At 54.6% G+C, this 20,186-nt stretch carries 8 protein-coding genes; 5 read left to right on the forward strand and 3 right to left on the reverse strand.

Going from position 1 to position 20,186, the window contains the following annotated elements:
* Window positions 1-549: 549 nt before the first annotated feature.
* A complete protein-coding gene (gene katG / locus AAF465_15920; GenBank protein ID MEM7084217.1) occupies window positions 550-2,703 on the reverse strand; it encodes a catalase/peroxidase HPI in 2,154 nt (717 codons plus the stop codon).
* Between the two features lie 364 nt (window positions 2,704-3,067).
* A complete protein-coding gene (locus AAF465_15925) occupies window positions 3,068-4,072 on the reverse strand; it encodes a kelch repeat-containing protein (protein ID MEM7084218.1) in 1,005 nt (334 codons plus the stop codon).
* A 203-nt stretch (window positions 4,073-4,275) separates the two neighbouring features.
* Here AAF465_15925 and AAF465_15930 point away from each other — a divergent pair, with 203 nt between their 5' ends.
* From AAF465_15930 to AAF465_15945, 4 genes are all read left to right on the forward strand, one after another.
* Window positions 4,276-5,100, forward strand: a complete 825-nt coding sequence (locus tag AAF465_15930) for a hypothetical protein (GenBank protein MEM7084219.1) — start codon at window positions 4,276-4,278, stop codon at window positions 5,098-5,100.
* A gap of 12 nt (window positions 5,101-5,112) precedes the next feature.
* A complete protein-coding gene (locus AAF465_15935) occupies window positions 5,113-6,051 on the forward strand; it encodes a histone deacetylase family protein (GenBank protein MEM7084220.1) in 939 nt (312 codons plus the stop codon).
* A 533-nt stretch (window positions 6,052-6,584) separates the two neighbouring features.
* A complete protein-coding gene (locus AAF465_15940) occupies window positions 6,585-8,024 on the forward strand; it encodes a M12 family metallopeptidase (GenBank protein MEM7084221.1) in 1,440 nt (479 codons plus the stop codon).
* A gap of 108 nt (window positions 8,025-8,132) precedes the next feature.
* Window positions 8,133-13,298, forward strand: a complete 5,166-nt coding sequence (locus AAF465_15945) for an RHS repeat-associated core domain-containing protein (protein ID MEM7084222.1) — start codon at window positions 8,133-8,135, stop codon at window positions 13,296-13,298.
* Window positions 13,299-13,477: 179 nt separating this feature from the next.
* Here the strand turns inward: AAF465_15945 and AAF465_15950 are convergent, their stop codons facing one another.
* The gene (locus AAF465_15950; GenBank protein ID MEM7084223.1) at window positions 13,478-14,086 is read right to left on the reverse strand and encodes a flavin reductase family protein; all 609 of its coding nucleotides are present in this window, start codon (window positions 14,084-14,086) and stop codon (window positions 13,478-13,480) included.
* 358 nt (window positions 14,087-14,444) lie between these two features.
* Here AAF465_15950 and AAF465_15955 point away from each other — a divergent pair.
* The coding region (locus tag AAF465_15955; protein ID MEM7084224.1) for a PA14 domain-containing protein at window positions 14,445-20,186 on the forward strand (5,742 nt) is incomplete at its 3' end.

The raw sequence follows: 20,186 nt of genomic DNA on the forward strand, positions 1-20,186 counted from the left end.
AAAACGGCAGCCAAGCAGCGGTAGTTTTTGGAGTAAAAGTGGAAAAGGGCACTGATTTTCAATGTTCCCAAAACTTACGGGGTATGTGCTTCCCCAGCAGAGCTATCAGTGGCCTCACAATCTTGGCATAACTCGGGACAAACCCCCTGCAAAAATTCAGTTGGCCTAACGGGGATTGCACCTCTCGATGGGTGCGGGGCAGTTTGGTGCCAAAGAGCTTTCCCAACGCCTTCTTACCTAGTTGGTACTAGTCATCGTGGAGTGCATAGCCTAGAATGTTGAGCGTAGCCACCAAGAGCTGCAGTTTCCACACATTGAGGGGGAAACCCGCGGTCACCAGCCTGCGAATCGATTCTTACGTGTCTGCCCAGACCACCATAACTAAGGTCCCTGGCACTGTGATGTCACCAAGGTAGGTAGCCATCCTAGGCACATGTCGCCCCCGTTCTTCTTGCCCCAGCACCCGGTACATCACCCCTTGGAACCTACAGGGCGCGGTTGTAAACCCAAACGTACACCGCTCCAACATAAACAGCCCATCCTATGTCACTACCCCAATAATACCCCATCAGCATCATCTGACGCATACACTTCCGCGATGGCGCGCAATTCGGAATGCGAGCCAAAGATGAGGTCCACCGGCGTCGCGGTCCACTTCAGTTCACCCGACTGACGATCGAGGCCGTTATAGAGACCCTCACCCGCTTTGGTCCAGCGCGTCGACATATCCAGAAGATTGACAAAGAAGTCGTTGCTAAGAACACCAGGTCGGTCGGTAAACACGCCGTGTTGTGCGTCGCCAGTGTTCGCCCCAAGCGCACGCATACCCCCCACCAGTACGGTCATTTCCGGCACCGTGAGCGTAAGCAGGCTGGCTTTGTCCACCATCATCTCCGCCGGCGAACGGTAGTTGCCGTTGCCATAGTAGTTGCGGAACGCATCGGCCGTCGGTTCCAGTACCGCGAATGACGCCACGTCGGTTTGTGCCTGTGAGGCGTCGGCGCGACCCGGCGTGAACGGTACCGAGACTTTATAACCGGCTTCCTTTGCTGCCCGCTCAATTCCAACCGCGCCACCGAGCACAATGACATCAGCCATTGAGATTTGCTTGTTGCGGCCGATCTTGTCATTGAAATTGCCACGGATCATCTCAAGTTGCTTGAGCGTGGCGGCGAGTTTTTCAGGTTCATTCACGGCCCAGTCTGATTGGGGCGAGAGGCGCAGCCGCCCGCCATTAGCACCACCACGCATATCGGTGCCACGGAAGCTGCTCGCCGATGCCCAGGCGGTGCGAACCAAATCGCTATTGCTTAATTCGGCGTTGCGGATCTGGTTTTTGAGCTTGTTGATGTCGCGCGTCGAAACCAGTTTGTAATCTACCGCTGGAATGGGGTCTTGCCAGATCAAGGCCTCCCCGGGTACCTCGCTGCCGAGATAGCGCGCCACAGGCCCCATATCCCGATGGGTAAGCTTGTACCATGCCTTGGCAAATGCCAAAGCAAACTCGTCGGGATCATTTTTGAATCGCAGCGAAATCTCGCGATAGCTTGGATCAAATTTGAGCGACAGGTCGGTCGTAAACATGATCGGCGCGTGACGCTTGTTGGGATCATGTGCATCGGGCACGAGATCGGAGGCTTGACCATCCGCCGGAATCCACTGCGTTGCGCCCGCCGGACTCTTGGTTTGCACCCACTCAAAGCCAAACAGGTTATCGAGGTATTGTGTGGTCCAGGCGATAGGATTAACCGACCAGGCGCCCTCTAACCCGCTGGTGATGGTATCAACGCCCTTGCCCGATCCGCATTTGCTGGTCCAGCCAAAGCCTTGTTCTTCAACCGCGGCGCCGGCCGGCTCGGGGCCCACGCAGCCGTCGGGTTTTTTGGCGCCATGACCTTTACCAAACGTGTGCCCGCCAGCGATCAGTGCGACCGTTTCTTCGTCATTCATCGCCATGCGGCCAAACGTTTCTCGAATGTCGTGCGCGGCCAATAGCGGATCCGGATTGCCATTAGGGCCCTCGGGATTCACGTATATCAAACCCATCTGCACGGCAGCGAGGCCTTTTTGGAGTTTGCGATCGCCTTTGTAGCGCTTATCCGCGAGGAATTCGTTCTCTGGCCCCCAGTAGACCAAGTCGGCTTCCCAGTCGTCTTCGCGGCCGCCGGCAAAGCCGTAGGTTTCAAAGCCCATGGATTCGAGCGCGACGTTCCCCGTGAGCACCATCAAGTCGGCCCACGAGACGTTCGCGCCGTATTTTTTCTTGATGGGCCAAAGCAACCGACGCGCCTTGTCGAGGTTGGCGTTATCCGGCCAGCTATTGAGTGGCTCGAAGCGCTGCTGTCCACCAGCGGCACCGCCGCGACCATCTGCAATGCGGTAAACCCCTGCGCTGTGCCAGGCCATGCGAATAAAAAACGGACCATAGTGACCATAGTCGGCGGGCCACCAGTCCTGCGAGTCGGTCATGACCGCCTCGATGTCTTTTTTCAGTTCATCGAGATCGACGGACTGAAACGCCTTCGCGTAGTCAAACTCGGTGCCGAGTGGATTGGACGTCGCACTGTGTTGTCGCAGTGGCGCTAGGTCGAGCTGATCCGGCCACCAGAATTGGTTAGATCGCGCTTCACCTTCTGCCGCGGTTGGCAGGGTGAAGGCGGTGAGTATCGTCGCGATTGCGACGAACAAAAGCACTGTTCGCATAGTTTCGCCCTCAAATTGTCGTTAAACGATGTGCGCAAACCGGGGCGGTCGATAGAATCTATGGCCAAGCGGGTCGTGCGGTCAGGGTGCGTGGCGCAAATCGATCTTCCCAGGGTTAACGTCATCCTAGGTTGAGCGTATTAATTTGACAAATTGATTATTGGTATTGAAATCATAGGCAGTGTCTATGCTGCGGTGCGATGTAGTGAGAATCAGATTGCGTTGCCACTGGGTTTTCGTGGACAGGCCAATCCACGAGGGGTGGATCGCATGAGGTAGAGCTGATCGCTAGCACGACGCCAGGCCACGTCGAGCCGTTTCGACGACAAGAGTTTACGTTGCGAAGCAACGAAGGCCCGTGGCGTTACGATAGATAGGCCGATAAATCGAAGATCTCGACGGCCCGTGACGTACCCGATCCACCGGGTTTGCGCGCACCACCTACCACATAGGCGTTTGCGCCAAATCGTACGGCACCGAGACCATGGCGAGGCTCGGGCAGCGGTGGCAGGGCCGTCCAGGCGTCTCGTTTGAGGGAGTAGTGCCACACCTCTTTAAACACCCCCGCTGAGGGCGTAAAAATTTCGCCGCCGAACACAATTAGACCATCGTCCACCACAACGCTTGCGGTACCGGCCTGCGGCAAAGGGAGGGGTCGCGCGCTATGCCATGTGTCCTCGGTGAGGTTGTAACATTCCGTGGTGTCGAGATTGCCCGCCGCCGTTCGACCGCCGGTAACGATCAGCGTATCGCCAACCCAACCGCCCGTTGCACTGTTACGAGGGGTCGGTATCGGCGCGTGAGACCGCCATGTTGTCTCGCTCGGATGCCAGCTCCAATGGGCACGAATCTCCTTATGGTGCGCGCGCTTGGTGTTTTTAGTACCGCGCGGGCTTTGTCCTGTGACAACATGGATGCGCTGATCCGGTGAGGTCGCCGCAACGCCCTCAGCCTGCATGGCTGGCATGTCGATAACCGGCTGCCAACCTTCTTCGGTATGTTCAAGCACCGATGCACGCATGCGCCAGATGTGCGTGAGCCCACCATTGAATCCTCCGAACAAGAACAAACGCGAATCGAATGACATCAAGGCGCCATGATGCCGCGCCTCGGGCAGCGTGCTGTGGGTGCGCCAGGTATCGGTCGACGGGCAATACGCCAACACATCGTCCGGAAAAAACGGGATGCCCGCACGCTTACCGATACCACCCGCCACTAACAGTTCGCCTTTGTGCTTGGCCGGGTAAATCTCTTGCACGGCAAACGGCATGTCGGCGCCTCTCGACCAGGTTGAGTGTTGCTTGGCGTTGGCGAGCGAACTCACAAAGGGTAAGCCGGCGAGAAGTTTCAGGCTGTGTCGTCTGTCCATAACAGTGGGCTCGCTCAATGAGTGTGAGGGGAAGCAGTTTAGCATTGGCTAAAAGCGCGTCGGTGTCCAAATCATTTCATATTCGATCAGCCTAAGAGTGCGTTTGCGGTGGATACGTGGGTTTGCGCGATAAAGCGAGTAGCCGATCGCGCTATACTAATCGTATGGTGCTGCCGACAACCCTGTCGCTTGTAAGGTCCACGATGAGTCTAACGCTCGTTGGGTTCGTTAGCGCCTGGACCGCATCGAGTGTGTTCGCTCAAATGCCGCCCATTCAGCGCGCCTCGATTGAATGGGTTGTGACCGGACAGTTTTGCGAACCCGAAACCGTATTGCCCTTGCCAGATAACACGTTGCTTGTCTCCAATGTGTGTGGGTTTAGCAAAACGGGCAGCGGTTTCTTATCCCGCCTCCACGCTGACGGCACTGTGCGGAACTGGCGCGAAGTCGACGGATTGGATTCGCCACTTGGCATGGCCCTGCACGAAGACGAAGTCTATGTTGTCGACGCGAATCGGGTGCGGGTGCTGGCGCTGCCTGCTTTGGCCCAAGTGCGCCTCATCGAATTGGACACGCGTGTGGCCAACGATATTGCGATTGGCCACGATGGCACGCTGTTTGTGTCCGATTCAGCTCGACATCAGGTGGTGCAAGTCAGTCCGTCCGGCAAACAGTCGATAATCGGTGAAGCCGGAGCGTTTACATCCGCGAACGGACTGGCGGTGGAAGGCCGTCATGTGTATGTCGGGGGAGAACGTCTATGGTGCGTTCATTTAGATACCGGCCAGATCACGACAATCGGGCCCGACTGGCTTGGGGATATCGACGGCATTGAGTTTGAACGGGATGGGTCGCTGCAAATCACCGTCGTCGGCGGACCATTAGTGAGGCTACGCAACGGGGCGTATGAGGTGATTGGCGGAGAGGGCGTCAGCAGCACCAACCATGCGTATCTGCCGACGTCTCAACTGGCCGTCATTCCGACAGGCTACGACAACACGGTCGTTGCGGTTCGACTCTCCGAATGAATACTTAACACGATGACCACCGCGTTCATTACTCACCCATTATTTTCTCAGCACGATGGGCATGCTGGCCACCCCGAATGTTCCGCGCGTCTCGATGCAATTGTCCGTGCACTCGAACAGCGCGAACTCATGTCGACACTTGTGCAGTATGACGCGCCGCGCGCACCCGTAGAGCAGGTGCTGCGTGCGCATACTGCGCAACTACTCGATGAGCTTGAGCGCACATCGCCAACCTCAGGCATTGCGCACATCGATGCCGATACCTTTATGAATTCATTTTCTCTCGAGGCGGCGTGGCATGCGGCAGGTGCTGTGTTGTTGGCCACCGAACTGGTGGCGACCCGTCGTGTGCACAATGCATTTTGTGCCGTGCGCCCGCCGGGGCACCACGCGGAACGGCATCGCGCCATGGGTTTTTGTCTGATCAACAGTGTGGCTGTCGGAGCCTATGCGGCGCTCGAAGACCACGGCTACGAGCGCGTGGCGGTGGTGGATTTTGATGTGCATCACGGTAACGGCACCGAGAACATTCTCGCTGGCGACGATCGAATTTTATTTTGCTCGACGTTCCAACACCCGTTCTATCCCTACGACGGCGCGGATACCAAGGTAGACAATATCGTCAACACCCCACTGCCTGCCGGCACGAGTAGCGCCGAGTTTCGAGCGGCCATCGAGCGAGACTGGCTGCCCGCGCTCATTGAGTTTCATCCCGACATACTTTTCATTTCCGCGGGTTTCGATGCCCATTCTGAGGACCCGCTCGCGCAGTTTGATCTTAAGGACGAAGACTATACCTGGGTCACTGATCAACTTCTGACTGTCGCAGATCGTTGTTGCGGGGGACGGATCGTGTCGTCTTTGGAGGGGGGCTATGCGTTGGGCGCTTTGAGCCGATGCGCAGCACTTCATATCAGTCGACTGCTCACCAACGTCGCAAAAGCCCACTGATTATTCTGTGTGCGTGCGTCGTCGAACCGACGTGCTCGTGCGACCATCCCAGCCTCTTACTATTGAGCGCCGTTCGCCCGTTCCGACCCAACTATTCGGCGGAGCATAGTCGCTCTCTACGCGCGTCGTTCCACCAACCCGGCACGAGCTGGTGTCGGGTATCGAAGACTCATTGCAAATGAAATTGGTTAGTCAACGCGTTTCGCTCGAAGCTTAATTTTCGCTGATTGACACTCTAAACCTCGCGCTAACGTCGTGTTTGGGGTTCTTCAGAGCGTGCTATTACGCCGCATACGCGCCTTCTTTGTGTGTTCAGGTGATCACGTATCACCATGAAAAAGAATAAGAAACTGGTGATAACAACTCGATAACACCGAAATAACAGTTAGGTCACGGCAATTGATTGACCCTGCGCCAATGCACTGCCCATGCTCAGCTCACGACGAGTCGCAAGCGGGAAGAGCGCCCTATGAATAGTGGTTCTTTCTCCAACGCGCAAGCGCCTAAAGAATAACTGTGTAACGGAGATTCCAATGAATAAATTCTCAATGTTAATTGCTGGCGCGTGTCTCTGCGTCTTACTTGGTTCAGGGCCAAGCACGATTGCAGGGGACTGCCATGAAAACTGTCGTGACTTCTCGAACAAGACAGTTGAAGTCAGACTGGGGGATCAATATGTCACCGTCGAAATTATTAATGGTCAGGCGATTTATCAAGGCGATATTGTCCTTGGCAAAATTACAGAGTCCAAAGAGGGGCACCATATTGAGGAATTTCAGGGTCGAAGCATTGGGATTACTGGCGAGCAATATCGATGGCCTGACGGAGTTGTCAGTTATGAGATAGACCCATCGATTACCACAACGCAACTTTCTGCCATCACAATGGCAATCAACCATTGGATAGATCGCACTGACGCGGTGTTCAATGAAACAACCACCGGTGACCGCATCGTATTCCGCCAGCAGAGTACGGGCGTTTGCTCGTCCTCAGTCGGTCGACGCGGTGGCGTACAGTACATCACACTTGATCCACTGTGTGGATTCGGCGCGATCGTTCACGAAATTGGCCACGCAATTGGATTGTGGCATGAGCAGAGCCGGGAGGACCGTGATCAGTATGTGCAAATCAACTTCGAAAACATAACGCCTGGCCGTGAGCATAATTTCGATATACACGTCGTTGATGGAGATGATATCGGCGACTATGACTACGATTCGATCATGCACTACGGTGCCTTCGCATTTTCAGAAAACGGTCTACCGACGATTGAGGTGCTGCAAACGCTACCACCGGGTGTGTCTATTGGCCAACTTGACGAGCTGAGTGATGGTGACATCGAAGGTGGGCGCTTGCTGTTGGGCACCGGAGGCGATCTCGACGGCGACGGTATTTATGACCTGAGCGACAACTGCCTGCTCGTCAGTAACAGTGATCAACGAGACACTGACGGGGACGGATACGGCAATATTTGTGACCCGGACTTTAACAACGATTTAATCGTTAACGCGGTGGACCTAGGATTTTTGCGACTAAAGTTCTTTACGTCCGATGCGAACGCCGATCTGAATGGTGACGGCATCGTAAACGTCACAGATCTTGGGCTGTTACGGGCTATGTACTTCGAACCTCCCGGTCCGTCTTATGTTGGCAACATTACGCCGCAGATTCCAACACTCACAGCGATTACAGATGGCTTAGTTGGTGCAGTCTTCGTTGATGCCGACGGAGATTATTTTGTTGAATGGTCTAACGTCAATGGTGCCTACTCTTACACGCTCACCCGTACACGACTCACCCCGCCAAACATCGGGGAGCTCGTGGAGTACACGCTTAGTGGTAATAGTTTGCATGAGCAAGGCGTAACCCAAGGCGACTATCACTACAAAGTGAAAGCCTGCACGCTGGGCGGTTTATGCAGCGAATTCAGTTTGCCCATTGAAGTCGCGGTAGAACTCGAAATCATCGATTGATCATCACACTAAATCGTTCCAGTAGCGGGCATGAATACCGCTACTGGAACACGTTCTAAACAAAGAACTGGGCGACGCTTTTCGGCCCCACAACTCTTGGAGGTAAGGATGAGTAACTTCAAATGTGTCCATGTGTTTTTACTCAAACTGTTCACAGTATTTTTCGGTTTAGCCCACTCAGTTTCGTTTGGCGACACGTTAGAGGTAGCACCGATACCTAATGCACCAACTAGTGGCGAGTTCTCGACATCGCTTACCGTTACGGATCCTTGCGCAGAAGTCTCGCAAGGGCAGTACGTCGTGCTGCCAAATCAAACCTGGTATAAGAGTGATGCTTGCGACGATCCAGCGGTTCCCAATAGCGTGAACGGCCTCCCCTGGTTAGGTAACGGCGTTTGCCAGGACGAGCCAGAGGTTTGCCAGGATGGTGAGATCGGTAGACCGGCGACCTTTCGCTCGAGTCACGCATGCCCTCGTGGGTATTTTCTTACGGCTGGCGCATGTCGACTTGGTAATGGACCGGCCGATGACAAAAACGCTGGGCCGAAGGCCTGCGTTGGTAACCCCATCAACGTAGCAACAGGGAATAAGTATCAAAAGCAGGTAGATTACGCCCAAAGCAGCCTGGGACTCATGTTGAGTCGTTACTACAACAGTGAAGACACAACCCCTCCTTATTTGCCGACCAATCCAGATCGGCAAACATTTCAATTTGGTAACTGGCGCTCTAACTTCGATAAATATATCGATGCACCTATCTCACCACCAACCAGTGGTGGCAATGACCCCATCGTATCGGTCAGGGCAGTGCGCAACGACGGTAACGCCTATAGTTTCAATCAAGTCGGGGCGCAATGGATTTCCGACGGTGATGTGGATCTTCGCCTAGAATCGGTGAGCGACGGGTGGCAGTTAACGACAACACAAGGCACGACCGAATTGTACGACGAGAGTGGCCGGCTCGTCGGAATGCGATCGATCGATGGCACGCAAGCGTCAATTGTGTACTTAAACGACGGCTTTTTAATCGATTCAGTAGAAGGACCATTCGGGCATAGCATTCGCTTCAATTACAACTCAGATAATCAGGTCGAATTTGCAACTCTGCCCGACGGCGACCAGATTGAGTTTGCTTACACAAATGGCTTACTTACCGGCGTGATTTATCCTGCCGATGAATATCCCAATCAGCGCACACTGACGTATTTGTACAACGAGCCACTATTTACCGGATTCAATGATCTACCTGGGGCGCTGACCGGAATCGTTGATGAGTCGGGTACTCGCTATGCAACGTACACCTATCAGGAGGACGGTAAATGCACAGGGTCTCAACACGGTTTAGGAGAAGATCTCAACAATGTCGTGCGTATTGAATATGGCAATAGCAGCGTCTTTGTACGTGATTCAGCGAATGCACTGATGTCAACTATTGACTACGACATTCCTTCAGACGACGGTGTTTTGCGAATTATCGGTTCAATTGGCGCCGGTTGTCCAAGCTGCGGGTCGTCGGCGTCACTGGGTTACAACGACGACGGGTATGTGAATGAATCGGTCGACAGGGTAAATGTGCGCACTGCCTTTACTAAGAATGACCGTGGATTGGTGGAAACTGTGACCGAAGCGTCCAATACGCCAGCGGAACGCGATTCGCAGTTTGACTGGCACCCAATTTACTCCCTACCAGTGGAAATGCGAACCGAGAGCGTTCTGTCCCTACCTGGGCAATGGCGCCGAGAGACCATGCAATACAATCCTTCTGGATGGCTTTTGTCGTATGGCGTTACAGGGTTTGCACCTGATCTTGAGAATTCGGGCGGTGATCCATTGCCTGTTTCAAGGCTTGCTACGCTGCATTACTGTGGTGACGGAACCCAGCTGGCCAATAGCCTATGTCCTGTTACTACCCCTGATGGGAGTGATTACGAAAATTTGACAGGCCAATTGAATGTGATTGACGGTCCGCGACCCGATTCGGACGCGAACGACCGCGTGCGATTCGCGTATCACCCTAACTGCACTACGGGTGGCGCGTGCGGTCAGCTTAGCCAAATTACGATAGAAGGCCTCGTCACTGATCTAACCACTCAATTTTCTGAATACGACGCGCATGGACGAGTGCAAAAGATCGTCGATCCGAATGGTCTTGAAATGACGTTTGTATACAACTCGAGAGGATGGTTGAGATCGGTTACCCGACGGTTTGCCGACGAATCACACATGACATCCTTCAGTTATTATCCGGATGGCTTGTTACGCACCGCTACCACGCCAACAAACGAAGTGTTGACGTACTTTTATGATACCGCCAAATATCTTAAGGAAGTGCATGACCTGTCCGGGGGTCGCATGGTGTACGACTACGATGACAAGGGCAATCAGATTGAAGGTTATTACTACAATGGAGATACGCTGACCTTCCAACTCGACATGAACTACGATCCCGCGAACTATCTTGACTACGTAGTTGCTGCGCAAAACTCTGCGGAACCAAGCGTCATTGATTTTGAAATTGATGCCGTGGGGAATCCCAAAAAGCACTGGGACCCTAATCGTATGGTTAGCGTTAACAACCCGGTTGAAACGAATATTGAGACCAACTACACACCTGATCCACTGCGTCGAGTAACGACTGATGACAGTCCAGTTGATAGTGCAGTTAATCGAGCACTTGAATCCTATGAGTACGACTCACAGAACAATGTTACGGCGATTGTTGCTGCTAACGGCGCTCGCACCGAGTTCTTTTATGATGACTTAGGGAACTTATTACGTGAGGTCAGCCCGGACCGTGGGACCATAGACTATCAATATGACAACGCCGGGAACGTCGTTCTCATGACCGATGCGCGAGGCACCGTTTCGAGCTACGAATATGACGCGCTCAGTCGATTGACACGTATCAGTTACCCGGATTCTACGCTCGACGTAGTGATGGAATATGACGAGTACGATCCGGGCAACGGGCAGTACGGGCGGGGCGAACTCACGAAAATGACCGACAGCGGCGGTGAGAACCACTATCGTTACGACCCGTTTGGTCGCATGGTCGAGCACACAAGAGTGATCCCCGATCCGGGCGGCGTGCCGACAAGCCAGACGTTCACGATCACTTATGAGTACGACGATGACGACCGGCTCATCAAAGTTGTTTATCCATCCGGACGAACAATCAACTATGAGCGCAACGATGCGTTGGGCCGGGTTAGCGCCGTGACAACCTCGTTGCCGGGTGAGGCGGCACAGACGGTCGTGAGCGGTTTACAGTACAAGCCCTTCGGACCACTTGAGCAGATCGTGTATGGAAACGGTATGCGACTTGAATCGCAAATTGATCTGCAATATCGACTGACGAATCAAGTGTTATACGACACGGCGGACAATGTTATTGATCACCGCATTTATCAGCGGGACCGCGCCGGTCTGGTCGACGCGATATTGGATGGTCAGTCAAACACGCTGAGCCAGGATTTCGGTTACGACTTTCTTTTCCGTCTGGATACGGCATCCGGTAAATACTTGGATCCGGCAGGCGCCAATACAGACCTATTCAGCTTCAACTATGACAAAAACGGTAATCGTACCGAGTTTGATCGAGCCGGCAATGTCGAAACCATCACCATCGAGCCTGACACGAATCGTCTGGATCAAATTAGCGGTGCGCGCTCGGTTTCGTTTGATCTGGATGCCGCAGGAAATACGACGTCAGCGGGAGTCCGTCGCTACTACTATAACGACGCAGGACGCCTGCAACGTTCAGCACAGTATGATGACGTCAATGATACCGAAGAGACGATCGCAACCTATTTGTACAATGGATTGGGTGAGCGAGTTGAGAAGCACGTCATCAACGGGTCTACAACACGATACCTCTATGGGGCGGATGGACAGTTACTGGCTGAAGCAGACAGCGGTGGCGCCCTTTTAGTCGAGTATATTTGGTTGGAGGGAGTACCGATTGCGGTAGTTGGTGTTGATTCAGATGGAGATGGTTTATTAGATACGGAGGACAACTGCACCCTTTTCGCTAATGGACCAGATCAAACAGACGCGGGCGGCAACATTCAACTTGATTCTGATCAGGATGGGTTTGGCAACGGGTGTGATGCCGATTTTAATAATGATCAAATAGTGAATGTGGTCGATCTTGGCATGTTGCGCAAGCACTTTTTAGAACCGGTCACCGATGGGTCCGGTAATGCACAGTTCGATTTGAATGGAGATGGCGTTATAAACGTCCAAGACTTGGGGCTTCTTAGGGCGAACTTTTTTTCGGCGCCTGGACCGGCGGGCTCGGGCACTGTCGGCGCCGCGAACGGAATGTTGTTTGTTCAATACGACCATCTTGGTACGCCTCGGGCGCTTTGGAGCGAAGCGGGCGAGGAAGTGTGGAGCGCTGAACTGCTCCCATTTGGCGGTGGGGTGATCGCGCCCAACAGTAGCGGCAACGTCAACACCGATCCAGACGGTGATGCTATCGCGACCGTATTTAATCTACGCTTCCCTGGCCAATATTTTGATATCGAAACGGGTCTCCACTACAACTACCAACGCACTTACGATCCCTCAACTGGTCGGTATCTGGAGAGCGATCCGATTGGCCTACTTGGTGGCATAAACACTTACGACTATGCCCGGCAGAGTCCGCTGAACATGGTTGATCCTAGAGGAGAGAGCCCTCTTGCTGTTCTGGGTGCCTTGGTGGGTGGTGTAACCAGTGCCATTAGTGCTGCCAAAAACCCTTGCGCGACGGGGTTACATATTCTTGGAGCAGCCGCCTCAGGTGCATTGATGGGCGCGCTTACCGCAGGCTTACCGTTAGCCCCACTCAAAGCCGTGCGTTACTCGCTCAAACCCAATATCGTATTGCGAAACCCAAGGGGTATCGTGTCGCTCAGGGACGCGGCGGGAAGCGGTGCTCTATCGGGGATTGGCAACAGCGTAGTGAGCACAGCTGCTGCTAGTATAGCCGGTGGTCCCTCGAATAACAGCGGTCCTTATCAAGTCGCCGCGAATGGAGTGTATGGAGCGGGTGTAGGTGCAGTTGCGCACACCGTGGGCAGAGCGGGTGCGAGCAACTATATGCGCTATTTAAAAAAGGCGCTTCCCTGGGGCCTTTACCGCGTCAATATTTTGGAGGAGGCTTTGAAGAACCGGAGCCGAAAGGCGGGTCTGGTGGCCATGGGATTAGCGCTCGCGGGATCGATCGGTATCGAACAAGCGGCGGAACGCACCTTTGAAACGAACCAAAAGGAATGCTCGTGTAACTAAGGGCTACTAAGCCAGGTGTTTCACTGATCGCGATCGACTACTTTTGAACCGCTGCGAAACTTCTGGGATGGACGTTTAGCTTCGGAAGGAATTCGGCCACTACTCGGCGAACCGGACATGGATGCCCGCTTCTTGGGCGATCGTTTCAGTATTATAGAATGGAAAAGATCTCTATGTTCTTAATTTTCTCCCGGTCGCCGCAATGAAAATGTTTCGGTAATGCGCGCGTAATCCTGATAACCGAGTCGAGTCAGCGGTTGATAGGTAGTGATATCAAATCGTCCGTTTACCATGCAGTCGTCGCGAAGATGCACGCCGGTCACTTCGCCAAACAACACAACATTGGCCTCACCGGGTAGGTCGACACTTTGAATAAGCCGGCACTCCAGACTAGCTGGCGCACCGTCGACTCGCGAACAGGCGATCGTCTCGCATTCGCGTCGATCGATATCGGCTTGGTTAAACTCGTCGATGTCGCGAGCATAGGGACCAGAGGTTGTGTTCATTTGCTGCCGCTTGGCGTACTCGACGATGTTGATGCAAAACACGCCACTCTCGAGAATATTGCTGGCGGTGTCTTTGCCCTTTTCCCGATCCGCTTTGGTGGTGGTGCTGGCGATCATGACCTGCGGTGGATGGTACGCGACGGCATTGAAAAACGAGTAGGGCGCCAGATTGTCGGCACCCTCGGTGCTGCGAGTCGACACCCAGGCAATGGGTCGCGGTGTGACAATGGCGTTGAACGGATTGTGCGGCAAGTTATGGCCGTTTTTGGGTTCGTAAAACATCGGGTTCTCATTCCGTCGCGTGCTCGGTGATTGTTTTGCGATCGCACATTTCGGTGTCGACAAATTTTCCAGTCACTGAGCTCAGCGCCGGTTGGTTTTCCTTAATGCCATGATCAGACTTGCGTGTGAAGGCTATGTCGTTGATTTCGGATAATACTGCTTCTAACAATCACTTACGGCATAAATCTTGCTTCTTAAATAAGAATACGCAGAATATCGGGCGAACAGGGCCGCCGCTGTTTTAATCGAATAACAACAGACAGCGCGGACACACTGGGTTTCTGACCAAATTCGGATACGTGTTACCCCTGAGCGTTTCTCTGCATGGCCAAGTTAACACCACACAGCAGGGGTCGTCATGCTACGTCGATTGTTTCCCATTTTGGTGCTCGTCGCACTCTATCTCTCGCCTGTTTCGCAGGCTCAGTTTGCCTATAGCGTTTACGAAGGCGAATGGAATGCACTTCCTAATTTCAATGCCCTCACACCCATCGCGTCAGGCACCAGCAACACGATTGCGCTGGGAGTCACCAGTGAAGTCGAGACATTTGGGTTGGTGTTCACCAACACGCTCACGGTGACAGTGGGCGACACGTATGAATTTCAAACCACTTCCGACGATGGCTCGAAACTGTATATCGATGGCGCGGTGGTGGTGGATAACGATGGATTGCACGGTGCGGTGACCGCATCGGGCAGTATTTTTCTCGAGCCCGGCACCTATGATCTACGCGTTGAGTTTTTCGAAAAATTTGGCGGCCAAGCGTTAACCGTTGCCTATCAGGCCACGGGCCAAAATCTCGGCCCCATTCCAGCTGATGGCGCGCTCCAGTCTACCGCTGGGTTTGCATATAGCGTGTATGACGGCGTGTGGGATTTGTTACCCGACTTCAATGCGCTAACGCCGATTGATTCAGGAATCAGCAGCACCTTGTCGTTGGCGGCAACAACTGAAACGGAAACGTTTGGCTTGGTGTTTACGAGTCAGATTTCGGTGAGTTTTCCCGATACGTACGAATTTCAAACGACCTCCGATGACGGGTCGCGTCTGTACATTGATAACACGCTGGTTGTTGACAACGACGGTCTGCACGCACCGGTGACGGTCAATGGCGAGATATTCTTAAATCCTGGCACCTACTCGTTGCGTGTTGAATTCTTTGAGCGCAACGGGGGTGAAGTGTTGGAGGTGCGGTACCGCGGTGCCGGTGGCGTGTTTGCTCCGATTCCGACCGACGGTCAACTCAACGTGTCCTCTGTGCATCAGTTGGGTCAGTGGGGGCCGGTCATTCAGTGGCCGCATATTGCGATTTCGGCGGCTAACCTGCCCGACGGTCGGGTGTTGACCTGGTCGTCGACCGAGACCAATGCGTTTCCCGCCAACCGCGAATTTACGCATTCCGCCGTGTTCGACCCCACCGACGAATCGTTTGTGACCACCGACAACAACTTCCATGACATGTTCTGCGCGGGTGTGGCCACATTGGAGGATGGCCGTATCGTCGCCTCGGGCGGTAACCCCGACGACACGCGCACCAGTACCTTTGATCCAAATGGTATGACTTGGTCGGCACTGCCCGAAATGTTCGACCGCCGATGGTATGCAACGAATGTAATGCTGCCCGATAACAGCGTGTTTTCCACGTTTGGTAAGTCGGCGGGCAACCGTTCAGAGAAATTTGATGTCGCGAGCAATACTTGGATTCGCACGCCCAACGCGACCATGCAGACCCTTCTGGATGAACACAACTCGATCGGTGGCCTTGAGTGGTTCCCGCTGCTGGCTGTGCAGCCCAACGGTCGCGTGTTCCATGGCGGCCCCACACCCACGTTGCACAGCTTTGACCCGGTTGCCGGCGATGCCAACCAAACCTTCGGTCAGCCGACCGGTGCACGGGCACGCAAATGGGCCAACGTGGTGACCTATGATGTGGGTAAAGCACTGCTGATTGGCGGCGCCGATTTGCGAGAGAGCGAACGCACGCTGACGACCAACGTGTTCCTGGCGGATCTTAACGGGCCCACACCGGTGGTGACCCAAGGCGGGTCAATGAATTTTGCACGGGCGTTGAGCAATTCGGTAACGCTGCCCAATGGCGAAGTGCTGACGATCGGGGGCAATACGAGCGGTCAGAACTTCTCCGACGCCGGCTCTGTTCTGCCCGCTGAGATTTACAACCCAGCGACCAATGTCTGGCGCGTTGTGGATGCCATTACCATCCCTCGCAACTATCACTCGACGGCGCTGTTACTCAAAGACGGACGGGTGTTATCGGCCGGCGGTGGCGCCTGTGGCGGCTGTGCGGTCAATCATCTTGATGGTCAGATTTTTTCGCCGCCATACCTGTTTAATAGCGATGGAACAGCCGCGACGCGACCCACTTTGTCGGGTGTCCCAGCCGTATCAAACGCGGGGGCGTCGTTTACTGTCACTGCCAGTGCCGATACGCAGCGCTTCAGTATTGTGCGCCTATCGGCGACAACCCACCACGTGAACACAGACCAACGTTTCTTGCCGGTATCGTCGGTGAACAATGGCAACGGCACGTTCACACTCACCCTGAATGCCAACCCCAATGTGGTGATCGCCGGCAACTACTGGCTGTTTGCGCTTAACAGCGACGACACGCCTTCCCTTGGCGAGACCCTTCAAATTCGATTGGATGTGATCGACAGCGATGGCGATGGTGTGCCCGATTCAGACGATGCGTTTCCGAACGATCCCACCGAGACGACCGACTCCGATGGCGACGGCGTGGGCGATAATAGCGATGCTTTTCCCAACGACCCAACCGAAACAACGGACACCGACGGCGACGGCATTGGTGATAACGCCGATCCGTTCCCCAATGATCCGAATCTGCCGGTGGTGGCGGATTATCAGTTGGGCACTGAAACGGTGACGCAACCCGACAGCAGCACCTGGTTTGGTGTGGCGTTCGATGTGCCGTTTACGAGCGCGCCCATTGTTGTGACCGGCTCGCTGTCGGACAACGACACGGCGCCGGCAACCGTACGGCTGAGGAATGTAACGGCTGCCGGTTTCGAGTACCAGATCGATGAGTGGGACTATCTGGATGGCGTACATGGCGAGGAACAGTTTAGCTGGTTCGCGGTCTTGCCCGGTCGTCACAGCCTGGGTGGACTGTCCTTGGAAGCGGGCTCGATTCAAGGCAATACCGATTTTGGCAGTTACACCTTTGCGCAGGCGTTTGCCAGCGCGCCGCTGTTGATCAGCCAGATTGTAACGGTCAACGAGGCGAGCGCGATCACGACGCGGCACCGCTCGATTACGAACAGTGGTTTTGAGCTGCAGATCGAAGAGGAAGAAGCGCTGACGGCGAGCGGTCACGCGACCGAAACGGTTCACTACCTCGCGGTTGATTATGGCCGCGGTGACTTGACGAGTAACGGTCGAATTGTGACCGGCGCTACGACCAACAGTGTCACCAACGCCTGGACCACGCTGGATTTTGGCGAGTCGATTGAGGGGGGTATTTTCCTAACCGCCATGCAGACCATCGACGGCGGTGATACCGCGAATGTGCGCTACCGTGCTCTGACGGCAACCGGGGTCGAGGTGAATATCGATGAGGAACAGTCGGCCAACAGCGAGGTGAATCACATCACTGAGGTCGTCGGTTGGCTACGCATGACCAGTGCGCCCGCTATCGATAGCGATGGTGATGGCGTGCCAGACAGCGAAGATGCCTTCCCGAATGATCCGAATGAATCGGCGGACTCGGATGGTGACGGCGTTGGTGACAACGGCGATGCGTTTCCAAACGACCCAACAGAAACCCAAGATTCCGATGGTGACGGTTTTGGCGACAATAGCGATTCAACGCCAAACGGTGGATCAAACATTGTTGCGTTGCCGAGCGCGCCACGTAACTCGACGACGCTGATCATTGAAACCAGCAGCGGGGTCGATCGCATTTGGAACGTCAACCCAGACAACGATACGGTGTCTGTGACCTCAGCCAGCGGCGCAATCCTCGCCGAAATTTCCGTCGGTGAGAAACCATGGTCGTTGACCAAGGTGCCCAATAGCGATGTGGTGTTGGTGACGAACAAACGCAGCGCAACCGTTTCGGTCATTAATACTGGCTCGCTGTCGGTACAAAACACGATTAGCCTGCCCTACGGCGCACAACCCCACGGGATTGTGACGAACGCAAGCGGTACGGAATACTTTGTGGTGCTCGAGGCGCTCGCGCGTATCGAAAAACGAAGCACGAGTTCGCATGCCGTGCTCGCGTCGTTGTCACTCTCCGGTACGCCACGCCACGTGGCGATGCGCTTTGACGATGCACAACTGCTGGTGACTAATTTCATTACACCGCCTGTTCCAGGTGAAGCGACCGCGAATGTCGATGTTGCAAACGGTGCCGCTGAAGTGTTCGTAATTGATCCGACCAACTTAACGTTGGACAACCTCATTACGCTGAGCCACAACGATACACCGTTTAGCGAGAGTCGAGGCCCGGGCATGCCCAATTACCTCAACGCACCTGTGGTGACATTCGATAACGCAAACGCTTATGTGCCGTCGAAGAAAGACAACATTAACTCAGGGCTCTTGCGCGGCAACTTTGGTATGACATTTGATCAAACCGTGCGCACCAATACCTCGCAACTCGACCTTGCCGCTGGCACCGAAGGAACGGTGCACATCGATTTCGACAACTCGAGTTTGGCGACGGGTGCGGCGATCAGTGGCGATAATCGTTATCTGTATGTTGCTCTAGAAACCAGCCGTCAACTGGCGGTCTACGATTTGGTGCAGGGCTTTGAACTGGTCCGCTTGCCGACAGGGCGTGCTCCCCAAGGGGTGGCACTGTCCAATGACGGGCGGACGGCCTACGTGCACAACTTTATGGATCGCAGTGTGTCGCGTTTTGATCTTGTGGAGATGATTGAAACGGCGTTACCGGCCATCAACGCCTTGGGCGAAGTGAATGTGGTGGGCAACGAAACTCTGAGTGCCATAGTGTTACGCGGTAAGCAGTTGTTTTATGACGCACAAGATGACCGGCTCGCCCACGATGACTACATGAGCTGTGCCAGCTGCCATAACGATGGCGGTCAGGACGGTCGCGTGTGGGATATGACAAGCTTGGGCGAGGGTGTGCGCAACACCATTGAGCTCAATGGACGGGCGTCAATGAATCACGGCTTCCTGCACTGGACCGCTAACTTTGATGAGATGCAGGACTTTGAAGGTCAGATTCGTACGCTGGCGGCCGGCACCGGCCTGATGAGCGACGCCGACTTCTTTAGCGGTACGCGAAACGAACCGTTGGGTGACCCCAAAGCAGGGCTCAGTAGCGACCTGGATGCACTAGCGGCGTATTTGGAATCGCTTAATCGTGTTGATGCCAGCCCTTACCGCGCGGCGGATGGCTCACTGACGGCGGCAGGCGAGGCCGGCAAACTGGTGTTCGAAACTAATGCGTGTGCCTCGTGTCACAGCGGCGCGCGATTTACCAACAGTGTTGACGCGTCGACGCTGATCGACATTGGCTCGCTGAGCACAGACAGCGGTCAGCGCTTGGGCGGTACACTCACCGGTATCGATGTGCCCACACTGCGCGATGTTTGGAAAACGGCGCCGTATCTGCACGACGGTAGTGCGCTGACGCTTGCCGCCGCCGTCAACGCACACGAGGGTGTGTCGATTACCGGACAAGATCTCAATAATCTCGTGGCCTATTTGCAGCAGATCGGCAGCGAGGAGCCGGGTGCAACTCAAGACTCGGATGGAGACGGTGTGAATGACGATGAGGACGCGTTCCCCAACGATCCGAATGAGACTACTGATTCCGATGGCGATGGTGTGGGGGATAACGGTGATGCGTTCCCGAATGATCCCGCCGAGACTGCCGACAGCGACGGTGATGGTGTGGGTGACAACGGTGATGCGTTCCCGAACGATCCAACCGAAACGGCCGACAGCGATGGCGATGGTGTGGGGGATAATGCGGATGTGTTTCCGAACGATCCGACCGAAACGGCTGACAGTGACGGTGATGGCATTGGCGACAACGCCGACCCCTTCCCGAACGACCCCAACCTCCCGAATGGCAGTGTGGCGTAT

This window comes from Pseudomonadota bacterium (genome assembly GCA_039028935.1).
Taxonomy (GTDB): domain Bacteria; phylum Pseudomonadota; class Gammaproteobacteria; order Steroidobacterales; family SZUA-146; genus SZUA-146.

Bases quoted from the DNA above. Each gene is read 5' to 3' on its own strand.
- katG (MEM7084217.1), bottom strand. From the start codon at position 2,703: ATGCGAACAGTGCTTTTGTTCGTCGCAATCGCGACGATACTCACCGCC.
- AAF465_15925 (MEM7084218.1), bottom strand. From the start codon at position 4,072: ATGGACAGACGACACAGCCTGAAACTTCTCGCCGGCTTACCCTTTGTG.
- AAF465_15930 (MEM7084219.1), top strand. From the start codon at position 4,276: ATGAGTCTAACGCTCGTTGGGTTCGTTAGCGCCTGGACCGCATCGAGT.
- AAF465_15935 (MEM7084220.1), top strand. From the start codon at position 5,113: ATGACCACCGCGTTCATTACTCACCCATTATTTTCTCAGCACGATGGG.
- AAF465_15940 (MEM7084221.1), top strand. From the start codon at position 6,585: ATGAATAAATTCTCAATGTTAATTGCTGGCGCGTGTCTCTGCGTCTTA.
- AAF465_15945 (MEM7084222.1), top strand. From the start codon at position 8,133: ATGAGTAACTTCAAATGTGTCCATGTGTTTTTACTCAAACTGTTCACA.
- AAF465_15950 (MEM7084223.1), bottom strand. From the start codon at position 14,086: ATGTTTTACGAACCCAAAAACGGCCATAACTTGCCGCACAATCCGTTC.